The organism is Uliginosibacterium sediminicola (genome assembly GCF_039631295.1).
GTDB lineage: Bacteria > Pseudomonadota > Gammaproteobacteria > Burkholderiales > Rhodocyclaceae > Viridibacterium > Viridibacterium sediminicola.
Genome location: NZ_JBDIVE010000003.1, coordinates 46,619 through 58,806, shown reverse-complemented (window position 1 = coordinate 58,806; position 12,188 = coordinate 46,619). Strand labels below are relative to the sequence as shown.

Sequence of the window (12,188 nt, the reverse complement as noted above, 5' to 3'; positions counted from 1 at the left end):
AACTTGTAGCGGAGAAGCACCATGCAATTCCAACGTTCCAGCGGCATCCTGCTTCATCCGACTTCACTGCCCGGCCCGCATGGCTCGGGCGACTTCGGCACGGCCGCCTACCACTTCGTGGACTGGCTGGCCGGCGCCGGCCAGCGGCTGTGGCAGATCCTGCCCCTGGGCGGCATCGGCCCGGGCAATTCGCCCTACATGAGCAGCTCGGCCTTTGCCGGCAATGTGCTGCTGATCGATCTTGAAGATCTGCAGGCCCAGGGCTGGCTCTCTGCGGAGACCTTGCACAACACGCCCGCCTTCGAAGAGCTGGCCATCGACTTCGCCAGCATGGCGCCCTGGCGCATGCACTGCCTGCACGAAGCGGCGGGCCAGTTCAGCTTGTGCGCCGACGCCGAGCAGCGGCAGGACTACGTGGATTTCTGCGTCAAGCAGGCCGCCTGGCTCGACGACTATGCCTTGTTCATGGCGCTGGCCGACTTTTACAACTGGCAGGACTGGAGCGACTGGCCCGCCGCCCTCGCCCGCCGCGCGCCGGATGCGCTGGAAGCGGCACGCGCCGAGCACGCCGAGCGCATCAACTTCTGGAAGTTCTGCCAGTGGCGCTTTTTCACACAGTGGCACAAGCTCAAAACCTACGCCAACGAACGCGGCGTACAGATCGTTGGCGACGCGCCGATCTTCATTGCCTACCAGAGCGCCGAAGTTTGGGCGCGGCAGGAACTCTTCGAACTCGATGCCGATGGCAAGCAGACTGTCGTCGCGGGCGTGCCGCCGGACGCTTTCAGCGACACCGGTCAGCGCTGGGGCAATCCGCTCTACCGCTGGGCGGCGCATGCCGCCGAAGGCTACGCCTGGTGGATAGAGCGTGTGCGCAGCACTTTCGAGCTGGTTGATGTCGTGCGCATCGATCACTTCCGTGGCTTTGCCGCGCACTGGGAGATTCCGGCCAGCGAAGCAACCGCTATCAATGGCCGCTGGGTACCCGGTCCGGGGCCGGCGCTGTTCGAGGCGATCAGCGCAGCACTCGGCCCGCTGAAGATCATCGCCGAAGATCTGGGCGTGATCACGCCCGACGTCGACGCGCTGCGCACACAGTTCGCGTTTCCCGGCATGCGCATCCTGCAGTTTGCCTTCGGTAGCGAACCGGCCAGCCGCAGCGCCAACAACTACCTGCCACACAACCATGCGCGCGACAGCGTGGTCTATACCGGCACCCATGACAATGACACCACCCAGGGCTGGTGGGCGCAGATCAGCGAGGCCGAGCGCCAGCACGTGCGCGACTACCTCGCCATCGACGGCCACAATATCCACTGGAGCCTGATCCGCGCCGCCTGCGCCAGCGTCGCCGATACGGCGATCCATCCGCTGCAGGATGTGCTGGGCCTGGGCAGCGAGGCGCGCATGAATTTCCCCGGCAAGGCCGCGGGCTACTGGCAATGGCGCTTCAGCTGGTCACAGTTGCAGGACTGGCACAGCCAGCTGCTGCTGCAGCTGTGCCAGCTCTACAGCCGCAGCTGAGCGCAAGAACAACGCAAACAACAAGGGCGCCGTAGCGCCCTTGTTGTCGTTCCTGATCTGCAGTGCGGCGGCTTACTTGCTGCGTGCCTTCTCGCCCGCTTCGCTGATCGATTTATCCAGCTCGGCCAGCGGCACATAACCACCCAGACGATTGCCGTCGGCGAGGAACATGGTCGGCGTGCCATTGATGCGCAGGCGCTGCTGCAGCTCCATGTTCTTGGCGATGGGGTTGTCGCAAGCGGTCGAACCACTCGGCGTCTTGCCCTCGGTCATCCAGTCGTTCCAGGCCTTGGCGCGATCACTGGAGCACCAGATGGCCTTGGATTTCTCGGCAGAGTCCGGCGCCAGGATCGGCGTCAGGAACGTGTAGATGGTGGTGTCCTTGAGGCTCACCAGGTCTTTTGCCAGCTTCTTGCAATAAACACAGTTCGGATCTTCAAAGGTGATCAGGATGCGCTTGCCATTGCCGCGCACCTGCTTGATGGCATTGGCCAGCGGCAGATCGTTGATATTGATCTGCTGCAGCTCCTTGGTACGCTCGGCGGTGACGTTCTTCTTCGACTTGATATCGACCAGCGGGCCGGAGATCAGGAAGCTGCCGCTCGGATCGGCATAAACGATGTCGCCATTGCTCAGCACCACCTCGAAGAAATTGCCGTAACTGGTCTTGCGCACGCTGTCGATGGCGCCCGGCGTGGTCACCACCTGTTCAACGGACTTGCGGATCTCCAGCTCCTGCTGCGTCTCGGCGCGGGCCTTCTGGCTTGACTTGCTGGCGGCGTCGGCCGCGACAGACATCGACATGCTGCCGGCCATGCAGATTGCTGCGAGCGATGCCCGCCAAAGTTTGCTGTTCAAGCTGTTCTCCGTTTTTATCACTACTGCGTTCAAATCAGACCTGCCGCATAACGCGTCATGGCCGCACTCACAAACGGCAGTTTGCCGGTCAGGCTCATGCCACGATTGCGCAGCCAGGCCAGTGGCGCCGACTGCGCGGCAAACAAGGCATGCAGGCCATGCGTCACGCCCTGCAATAAAGCGACTTCCTCGACCCGCGCACGCTGGTAGCGGCGCAGCACCGCCAGCTCGCCGCAGTCGCGGAAATCCGGCAGCGCCAGCAATACATCGGCAAGCTCCCGCGCATCCTGAAAACCCAGGTTGATGCCGTGCCCCGAGAGCGGGTGCAGGGCATGCGCGGCATCGCCGATCAGCGCATAGCGCGGCCCAACCACGTCCTTGACGCGCATCAGGCGCAGCGGGAAAGCGGCGGCTGGCGCCAGGGCCTGCAAACGTCCCAGTGCATGCCCACCTGCGGCGGCCACGCGTTCGGTGAAGTCTTCCAGCGGCAAGGCGCAGAGCTCGCGGGCATGTTGCTCAGGGGTGGACCAGACAATCGAGAATTGGTTTCCGGGCAGGGGCAGCCAGGCGAGAATTCCGTCATCGCGGAACCATTGATAGGCCGTGCCAGCGTGCGCACGCTCGCAGCTGAAGTTGGCGACCACGCCCATGTCCGGGTAGGGCTGCTGCGTAGCGGCGACGCCCAGCTGCTCGCGCAGCCAGGAATTGACGCCATCGGCACCCACCACCAGCCCGGCACTGAGCGTGCGGCCATCGGCCAGACTCAGCTGAGCGCCCTGCTCAGTGATCTGCAGCGTCTGCGGCTGCGCCGGGCTGATCACCGTGATGTTCGACTGGCGCCGGGCGGTCTGCCACAGTTCCTCGGCCAGCCGGCTGCCTTCGACGATCCAGGCCAGGGCATCGAGACCGGCCGCATAGGCCGAGAAGTCGATATGCCCGCCGGCGTCGCCGAAAATTTCCATGCGCTCGATGCGTTGCACGCGCCCTGCATCAAGGTGCTGCCAGGCGGCGCAGCGCTCCAGAAAGCTGACACAGGCCGGGCTGATGGCGTAGATGCGCGCATCCCAGCCCTCGGCCAGACGCGGCGCGGCGCGGTCGAGCAAGGCGATGCGATAGCGGCTGCCGCGCAGCGCACAGGCCAGGCTGGCGCCCGCCAGACCGCCGCCAAGAATGAGGATGTCGAAATCGTGCTGAGTCATGATTGGTCCCGATTGTGCCGCAAGCGGGCGCTCGCGTCATGCCGCAGCGCGCCGAGCAGGACTAGAATCAAGGCCCCTCGCACTTGCGCGCAACTCCGGATTGATCATGAACACTGCCACTACCCGCCCCGTTGCCCTGGTCAGCGGCGCCAGCTCCGGCTTTGGCGCGGCCATCGCCCGCCACCTCGCCCGCTCGGGCCACCGTGTCGTCGCCGCAGCCCGGCGCAGCGAACGCCTGGCCGAACTGGTCGCCGAATTCCCCGGCCAGATTCATGCTGTGCCCCTCGATGTGCGCGAGCGCAGCGCAATCAGCGCGCTGATCGCCAATCTGCCCGACGACTTCGCGAATATCGATGTGCTGGTCAACAACGCCGGTCTGGCGCTGGGACTGGAACCGGCGCAACGCGCCGAACTGGATGACTGGCAGCAGATGATCGAAACCAATTGCCTGGGCCTCGTCGCACTGACCCACGCGGTACTGCCGAGCATGGTGGCGCGCAATCGCGGCCATGTCATCAATATCGGTTCGATTGCGGGTGAATATCCCTATCCCGGCGGCAATGTGTATGGCGCGACCAAGGCCTTTGTCGAGCAATTCACGCTCAACCTCAAGGCCGACCTGCTCGGCACGGCGGTGCGCGTGAGCAATATCGAGCCGGGCCTGTCGGGCGGCAGCGAGTTTTCGAATGTGCGCTTCAAGGGAAATGACGACAAGGCGGCGGCGGTCTATGCCGGTACGGCGCCGCTGACGCCCGATGACATCGCCGATACGGTGGACTGGCTGATCAGCCGCCCCGCCCACGTCAATATCAACAGCATCTCGATCATGCCGGTATGCCAGGCGCCGGGCGCTTTGCAGGTGGCCCGCAAGAGCTGAGCCGGCTGGCGGCCTCCGGCGTGCGCCCCTTGCACGAGGGCTCGGCGCGCGCCGGACGGCGGCAGATCAGACCGCCAGGGTCTCGGCGTGATCCTTGGGATTGTCGACCAGGGCGCGGCCGTAGAGCTCGGCGGCGCGGCGGGCATCGCCCACGCATTCAAACTGCGAGGACAGCGGCAGCTTGATGACTTGCTTGTCCTGGGTGTCGACATTGGTGATCTGCACCGATGCCTGGTAACGCTTGTCGAGCGGACGCTGACGGCCCGACGCAGCGGTCGGCGCGAGAAGATAGACGAGCGGCTCGATCAGGAAGCCTTTGTAGTTCGACGATACGGATTGCATAAATAGTCCTATCCCTGCCACGGCCGAAGCCGTCTCTGGAAACTGAAATGAATACCCGACCGGATGCGCTGCGGCATCTGGTCCGGCGGGGTGAAGAGGTCTTGCGAGTTGCGCGCAAACCCGGCGCGATCGTGACTGCCTGCTGCTGAGGAGTATCCGCAAGAGGAAGAGAGTGACGTACGAGCTATTGCATAGTGACGTGCTCGCGTATCTTTAGCAAGCGCGGGTGCGGCATCGACCGCTCGCCCGGCGCCTCACAGAGACGACTTTCAAGGAGGATGGCAGATGGATCTGGGACTCACAGGCAAGGTGGCACTGATCACGGGCGGCAGCGATGGCATCGGCAAGGCCACCGCTCTGCAACTGGCGGCCGAAGGCGCCCATGTCGTCATCGCCGCGCGCCGCGAGGCACCGCTCAAGGCGGTGGCCGAGGAAATCAATGCCGCAGGCGGCAGCGCGCTGGCGGTGGTGGCCGATGTCACCCTGCCGGCCGATGTGGAACGGCTGGTCAGTGCGGCAGTGGCGTATTTCGGCCGCCTCGACATCGTCGTCAACAATGCCGGCACCTCAAGCGCCAAGGCCTTCGAGACGGTCAGTGACGAAGTCTGGCAGGAAGACCTCGACCTCAAGCTGTTCGCCGCCATCCGCGTCAGCCGTGCAGCCCTGCCGCATCTGCGTGCACAAGGCGGCGGGCGCATCATCAACCTCACCACGGTCGGCGGCAAACAGCCGGCAGCACGCTCGGTACCGACCTCGGTCAGCCGCGCCGCCGGCATCGCCCTGACCAAGGCCTTGTCCAAGGAATATGCGGCCGACAAGATCCTCGTCAATACCGTCTGCGTCGGCCTCTTCAAGAGCGGCCAGCAACTGCGCGCGGCCGAGCGACAACAGCTCAGCGCCGAGGCGCACTACGCCAAGCTCGGCCAGAACGTGCCACTGGGCCGGGTCGGCGAGGCCAGCGAAGCGGCCAATGTCATCGTCTTCCTCGCCTCGGCGGCAGCCAGCTATGTCACCGGCGCCAGCATCAATGTGGATGGCGGCAGCTCGGGCGTGGTCTGAGGCACTGCCCGCCTTCAGCCCAGCGCACCGAGCAGGCAGCCGATCAGCGCGCTGGCGAGGATGACCTGGATCACCGAGCATTTGAAGCGGAACAAGGCCAGTGCAGCCGCCAGGGCGATCAGGGCGGCACGGCCATCGAGCCCGGCCAGCACGCCTGCCGCGAAGCCCTGCGGCCACAGCACGTGGTAGGCGAAGAACACCGCCAGATTGAGGATCACCCCGACCACGGCGGCGGTGATCGCCGTCAGCGGCGCGGTGAATCGGAGTTCCTGATGCGTGCGCTCGATCAGCGGCGCGCCGGCGAAGATGAAGACAAAGGACGGCAGGAAGGTGAAGCCGCTCACCAGCACCGCTGCCAGCGCGCCGGCCAGGAAGCCATGCTGGCTGCCGAACAGCGCCGCCAGTTGCGGGCTCTGATAGCCACCGACGAAGCCGACGAAGGCCACCACCATGATCAGCGGTCCCGGCGTCGTCTCGCCCAGCGCGAGGCCATCGATCATCTGCGTCGGCCGCAGCCAGCCGTAATGACTCACCGCGCCCTGATAGACATAGGGCAGCACCGCATAGGCGCCACCGAAGGTCAGCAAGGCCGCCTTGCTGAAGAACCAGCCCATCTGCGTGAGCGTGTGCAACCAGCCCAGCGTCAGCCAGAGCGCCAGCATCGGCAGGCACCACAGCAGCACACCGCAGAGCACGATGCGCGCGGTGTGCGACCAGCCCAGGCAGGCGTGGGCAGGCGCGGGCGTGTCGTCGTCGATCAGCGCCGCGCCGTAGGACTTGCCCGCCGCCGCATGGCCGCCACCCAGGGCGAACTTCGCCGGCCGCCAGCGCCCGCCGGCATAGCCGATCAGCCCGGCCACCAGCACGATCAGCGGGAAGGGCAGATCGAGCGCGAAGATCGCCACGAACGCCGCCAGCGCAAGCGCCCACAGCCAGGCATTCTTGAGTACGCGCGAGCCGATACGATAGGCGGCCTGCGCGACGATGGCCGTCACCGCCGGCTTGATGCCATAGAACACACCCGCCACCAGGGCGAGCTGGCCGTAGGCGCAGTAGATCCACGACAACACGATGAGGATCAGCAGGGAAGGCAGCACAAACAAGCCGCCCGCCAGCAGACCGCCCAGCCGCCGATGCATCAGCCAGCCGATATAGGTCGCCAACTGCTGCGCCTCGGGCCCGGGCAAGACCATGCAGAAATTGAGCGCATGCAAAAAGCGCCGCTCGGAAATCCAGCGCCGCCGCTCCACCAGCTCCTGATGCATCAGGGCAATCTGCCCGGCCGGGCCGCCAAAGCTCAGAAAGCCCAGCTTGAGCCAGAAGCGGAAAGCCTCAGCCAGACTGACCGGTGCGGGCGCTGCAGGGTGGGAATCGGACATTGCGCATCCAGTACAACGGGATAGCGCAGTGTGCCACACCCTATACTCGCAACACCCCGACAATCAGCGCAACCATGCCACCGGCAATCAAGGGGCCGACCGCCAGACCCTTGAAGAAGCAGACGCCGATCAGGGTGCCGACCATCACCGCGGTTACCAGTTGGGGAGAGGCCTGCATGAAGGGCACGCCGCGCCCGGCGACCCAGGCCACGCCGAGGCCAACCACTACGGCGATCAGGCCGGCAGGCGTCTTGAAGGTATCGCCCAGCGCGGCCAGTTCGATCTTGCCCGCAGCCAGCGGCGCCAGCACGGCCGCCGTGAGGATGATCACGCCGATATTGATACCACGCGTCTCGACCACGCCCAGCCAGCTGCTCAGCCCGAGCAGCTTGAGCAGGAGCAGCGCCGCAGCGGCAATCGCCACCGAGACGTTATTGCCGACCACAGCGAGAATCAGGATCAGCAGGATGGGCAGGTTTTCGAAACTCATGGCATCAATCCGGCAAGTGTGCTGCCCGGGCGGGCGCAAGAGGTCCTAGGCTAGTGGCACGGCCTGTTCGCTGGCAAGCCGCAATTTCCACACGTCCAGCAAAACGAGGCACCAAGCGAGGCACCAAGACAAAGGCCCGTCAGCTTGCGCTGACGGGCCTTTGGTGACTGGTGGTGATGGGCGGGATCGAACCGCCGACCTGTGGGTTATGAATCCACCGCTCTAACCATCTGAGCTACATCACCAAAATCGAGCCGGCAATTGTATTGCTGGTCTGCACAACGGTCAAGGCGTTGCAGCAGGAATTTTCATCAAAGTCCATGCAATTCATGGGCTTGATGGGAAAAGTGCTGTCGTGCTGCGGATTGACTTCGCCAGGACGATGGCCGACCATTGCGGGTCGCCCGTCATGGCGCGCCCGCGCCGCAGGCTGCAGACGGGCCACCTATTCAGATCTCACACATGAAGAAGCTCTACATCCGCACCTTTGGCTGCCAGATGAATGAATACGATTCGGACAAGATGGCCGACGTATTGGGTGCTGGCGAAGAACTCAGCAAGACCGACGACCCGGCCGAAGCCGACATCATCCTGTTCAATACCTGCTCGGTGCGTGAGAAGGCGCAGGAGCGCGTGTTCCACGACCTGGGTCGCGTCAAGGAATTCAAGAAAACCAAGCCGGGCCTGATCATCGGCGTCGGTGGCTGTGTCGCCTCGCAGGAGGGCGCGGCCATCGTCAAGCGTGCGCCTTATGTGGACGTGGTATTCGGCCCGCAAACCCTGCACCGCCTGCCGGCACTGATCGACAAGCGCCGCGAGACGGGGCGCTCGCAGGTCGATATCAGCTTCCCCGAGATCGAGAAGTTCGACAGCATGCCGCCGGCGCGCGTCGAGGGCGCGACCGCCTTCGTGTCGATCATGGAAGGCTGCTCGAAGTACTGCACCTTCTGCGTCGTTCCGTACACGCGCGGCGAGGAAGTCTCGCGCCCGCTCGATGACATCCTCACCGAGATCGCGGGTCTGGCTGCGCAAGGCGTCAAGGAAGTGACCTTGCTCGGGCAGAACGTCAATGCCTGGCGTGCGCCGCTGTCCAAGGGCGGCAGCGAGGTCGAGGACTTTGCCTTCCTGCTCGACTGCGTGCACGACATGCCGGGCATCGAGCGCATCCGCTACACGACCTCACATCCGCGCGAGATGACCCAGCGCGTGATCGATGCCTATGCGCGCCTGCCCAAGCTGGTGTCGCAATTGCACCTGCCGGTGCAGTCCGGCTCGGACCGCATCCTCGCCGCCATGAAGCGCGGTTACACGGCGCTCGAATACAAGGCACTGGTGCGCAAGCTGCGCGCGGCGCGGCCGGATCTCTCGCTGTCTTCTGATTTCATCGTCGGTTTCCCCGGCGAGACGGCGGCCGACTTTGAAGCAACGATGAAGCTGATCGAGGATGTCGGCTTCGACAATGCCTTCAGCTTCGTCTACAGCCCGCGTCCGGGCACGCCGGCGGCCGATCTGGCCGACGACACGCCGGCCGAGCTCAAGCTCGAACGCCTGGCCCGCCTGCAAAAGCGCATCGAGGAGCAGACCCAGGCGGTCAGCGCCGCGATGGTCGGCAGCGTGCAGCGCATCCTGGTCGATGGCCCGGCGAAGAAAGATCCTTCCGAGCTGGCCGGCCGCACCGACAATAATCGCGTCGTCAATTTTGTTGGCCAGCCGCGCCAGATCAATCATTTCGTCCAGGTTCGCATCACCGCCGCCCTGCCCCACTCGCTACGAGGAGAACTGGTTCTTGCCGAATAAACCCCGCACCCCGCACACGCTACGCTGGCTCAAGGCCTGCTGTGGCGTGCTGATCGCGCTCTGCCCCCTGCTATCGTCAGCGCAGAGCAGCAACGGCAGTTCCAGCAGCGCCAGCAGCACCTCAGGCAACGGCAGCAGCGCCGTCACCAGCAGCGCGCCGCAGCGCCCGTTCATGGACGTGATCAAGGATTACCGGCGCATCCCCGGCTTTTTCACGATCTGGCAGAAGGAAGACCGCTTCCTGATCGAGCTGCGCGAGAGTGACTTCAACAAGCCCTTTTATTTCGTCAGCCACAACGCGCAAAGCATCGGCGAGAGCCCCTTCGTCGCCGGCTTGCTGCTCGATGGCACCATTACCCAATGGCGCCGCACCAGTGTTGATCGCGTGCAATGGGTGGAGCGCAACACGCGCTTCTTCGCCGATGGCAACAAGCCGCTGGAACGCGCCGTCGGGCAGGCCTTCCCCGACAGCCTGATCGCCGCCGCGCCCATCGTCAGCCAGCCGCATCCGCAGACCAAGGCAGTGCTCGTCGATCTGAACATCCTGCTGCTCAACGACATTCCCGGCGCCGGCCCGGCGCTGGAGGGCAGCTTCCGCGCGCCTTACGCCTTTGATCGCGGCAATAGCCAGATCCTGGCCATGCGCAGCAGCAGCCAGGAGCTGACTTTCGATCTGCGCTACCACTTCGGTTTGTCGCGCCTGCCTTCCAGCAACTCGGCCAATGGCGCACCGGTGCGCCTGCCGGCGAATGTGCCGGACCCGCGCAGCGTGTTCCTCGGCTTCCACTTCAGCTTCTCACCGCTGCCAGCCGAAACCATGCGCCCGCGCGATGCAGATCCGCGCGTCGGCTATTTCTTCACCACCCGCTGGGACTTCCACGACGACGCCCGGCCGGACCCGCGCGTGCACTACATCTCGCGCTGGCGTCTGGAGAAAAAGGACGAGCAGGCCGAGCTGTCCGAGCCCAAGCAGCCGATCACCTTCTGGATCGACCGCAACGTCCCCGAACGCTACCGCCAGGTGGTGCGCGAAGGCATCCTGCTGTGGAACGAAGCCTTCGAGCGGATCGGCTTCAAGGATGCCATCGTCGTCAAACAACAAACGGATGATGCCGATTTCGACACCCTGGACCGCCAGCACGCCTCGGTGCGCTGGTACATCGGCACCAATGCCAATGTCGCCATCGGCCCTTCGGTGACCGATCCGCGCAGCGGCGAGATCCTCGATGCCGACGTGGTGATTGCCGACGTCTTCACCCGGGGGGCACGACGCAACATCGAACACGAATTCCCCTCGCGCGCGCGCGCTGCGCAGCAAGCCCTGCAGGACGCGCTATGCGACTACCCGAATGCAGCCAGCGTGCAGTTCCAGGAAGCCTACGACCTGCTGCTGGCGCGCGGTGAGCTGAAGGAAGGCAGCCCGGAAGCCGAGGCCTTCATCGATGACTACATGCGCCTGATCGTCGCCCACGAGGTTGGCCACACCCTGGGTCTGACCCACAATTTCATCGCGTCCAAGGCCTTCACGCCGGCCCAGCTGCGCGATCCGGCCTATATTGCCAGCCATGGCACGGTCGCCTCGGTGATGGACTATGTGCCGGTCAATCTGAGTCTGGCAGGCGAGAAGCCGGCGCCGTATTTCCAGAAGCATCTGGGCGCTTACGATCTGTGGGCCATCGAATACGGCTACAAGCCGCTGCCGCCGGAAAACGAGAAACTCCTGCTCGACCAGCTCGCCGCACGCGGCCGCTACGAGCCGACGCTGGCTTACGCCAATGACATCGATGCGCTGGGCAACCAGGGCGTGGACCCCGACGTGAACATGTTCGACCTCGGCAATGACATCCAGACCTGGTTCGAGCGCCGTGTGCAGATCGCACGCGAGCGCATCGACTGGATCGCCCGTCGGCCACCGGGTGAGCACCCCTATCCGCTGGCACGCGAGAGCGTGATGAGCAGCCTGAGCGGACTCGCCGATTCAGCGCAGAACCTGGCCAAGAAAGTCGGCGGCATCCGCAGCGTGCACGAGCCCTCGCAGCGCATGCCCAGCTTCACCCCGGTGCCCGCCGCCGAGCAGCGCCGCGCCCTCGACAGCCTGACCCGTGCGCTGTTCTCCAGTGACAGTTTCCGCGTGCCGCCGGCGCTGCTGCAGCGCCTGCCGATGGACCACCTGAACCGCTTCGACGATCTGATCCGTGGCAATGTCAGCAGCGTCGACCCGCAAGTACCGCTAGTGGCCCTGGTCTCTCGCGTGCAGAACGCCGCGCTCGAACGCCTGGTCTCCGACCGCACCACCTTGCGCCTGCTCGACAGCGAACTGCTGCGCAGCACGCCGGAAGGCGCCCTGCAGCTCGGCGACATGCTGCATCAGCTGAACCTGGCGATCTGGAGCGAGCTGGACAAACCCGGCGCCGAGATCGACCTGATCCGTCGCAATCTTCAGCGCAACTGGCTGGGGCGCCTGAGCGGCTTCGTCACCCATCCGTCCGCTGGCACGCCGCCGGATGTGCGCAGCCTCGCCCGCCTCGAACTGCAGCAATTGCGCGGCCGCCTGCAACGCAGTCTGCGCAGCAAGCACACTCCGAGCACCGAGGCGCATCTGCGCGAAGCCCTGAACATCGTCGACGAAGCCTTGCAGGCGCGTCTGCTCAAGCTGGGTTGAA

Annotated in this window: 10 protein-coding genes and 1 tRNA gene; 5 read left to right on the top strand and 6 right to left on the bottom strand. The window is 64.9% G+C overall.

The window, feature by feature from the left end:
• The first annotated feature begins 21 nt into the window (after positions 1-21).
• Positions 22-1,524, top strand: coding sequence for a 4-alpha-glucanotransferase (malQ, locus tag ABDB84_RS07270; protein ID WP_345919045.1), 1,503 nt, complete (start codon positions 22-24; stop codon positions 1,522-1,524).
• Between the two features lie 72 nt (positions 1,525-1,596).
• Here malQ and ABDB84_RS07265 read toward each other — a convergent pair whose 3' ends face one another.
• Together ABDB84_RS07265 and ABDB84_RS07260 are read right to left on the bottom strand one after the other, a co-directional pair.
• Positions 1,597-2,382, bottom strand: a complete 786-nt coding sequence (locus ABDB84_RS07265) for a thioredoxin fold domain-containing protein (protein WP_345919044.1) — start codon at positions 2,380-2,382, stop codon at positions 1,597-1,599.
• Between the two features lie 29 nt (positions 2,383-2,411).
• A complete protein-coding gene (locus ABDB84_RS07260; RefSeq protein ID WP_345919043.1) occupies positions 2,412-3,581 on the bottom strand; it encodes a UbiH/UbiF family hydroxylase in 1,170 nt (389 codons plus the stop codon).
• A gap of 106 nt (positions 3,582-3,687) precedes the next feature.
• On the opposite strand from ABDB84_RS07260, the gene ABDB84_RS07255 reads away from it, so the two are divergent.
• Positions 3,688-4,458 carry an SDR family NAD(P)-dependent oxidoreductase gene (locus ABDB84_RS07255; protein ID WP_345919042.1) on the top strand — a complete coding sequence of 257 codons (771 nt, stop codon included), beginning with the start codon at positions 3,688-3,690 and terminating at the stop codon, positions 4,456-4,458.
• 66 nt (positions 4,459-4,524) lie between these two features.
• Here the strand turns inward: ABDB84_RS07255 and ABDB84_RS07250 are convergent, their stop codons facing one another.
• Positions 4,525-4,800, bottom strand: coding sequence for a hypothetical protein (locus ABDB84_RS07250; protein WP_345919041.1), 276 nt, complete (start codon positions 4,798-4,800; stop codon positions 4,525-4,527).
• Between the two features lie 285 nt (positions 4,801-5,085).
• On the opposite strand from ABDB84_RS07250, the gene ABDB84_RS07245 reads away from it, so the two are divergent.
• Positions 5,086-5,859, top strand: coding sequence for an SDR family NAD(P)-dependent oxidoreductase (locus ABDB84_RS07245; protein WP_345919040.1), 774 nt, complete (start codon positions 5,086-5,088; stop codon positions 5,857-5,859).
• 14 nt (positions 5,860-5,873) lie between these two features.
• On the opposite strand, the gene chrA is transcribed toward ABDB84_RS07245, so the two are convergent.
• From chrA to ABDB84_RS07230, 3 genes are all read right to left on the bottom strand, one after another.
• Positions 5,874-7,238 (bottom strand): chromate efflux transporter, encoded by a 1,365-nt coding sequence (gene chrA / locus ABDB84_RS07240; RefSeq protein ID WP_345919039.1) that lies wholly within the window; start codon positions 7,236-7,238, stop codon positions 5,874-5,876.
• 40 nt (positions 7,239-7,278) lie between these two features.
• On the bottom strand, positions 7,279-7,728 hold the full coding sequence (locus ABDB84_RS07235) for a DUF441 domain-containing protein (protein ID WP_345919038.1): 450 nt from the start codon (positions 7,726-7,728) through the stop codon (positions 7,279-7,281).
• Between the two features lie 168 nt (positions 7,729-7,896).
• Positions 7,897-7,973 (bottom strand) — tRNA-Met (locus tag ABDB84_RS07230).
• A gap of 217 nt (positions 7,974-8,190) precedes the next feature.
• On the opposite strand from ABDB84_RS07230, the gene miaB reads away from it, so the two are divergent.
• Entirely contained in the window at positions 8,191-9,525 is a 1,335-nt protein-coding gene (miaB, locus tag ABDB84_RS07225; protein WP_345919037.1) for a tRNA (N6-isopentenyl adenosine(37)-C2)-methylthiotransferase MiaB, read from the top strand.
• Positions 9,515-12,187 carry a zinc-dependent metalloprotease gene (locus ABDB84_RS07220; protein WP_345919036.1) on the top strand — a complete coding sequence of 891 codons (2,673 nt, stop codon included), beginning with the start codon at positions 9,515-9,517 and terminating at the stop codon, positions 12,185-12,187. The genes miaB and ABDB84_RS07220 overlap by 11 nt, the downstream gene beginning before the upstream one ends.
• The last annotated feature ends 1 nt before the right edge of the window (position 12,188 follow it).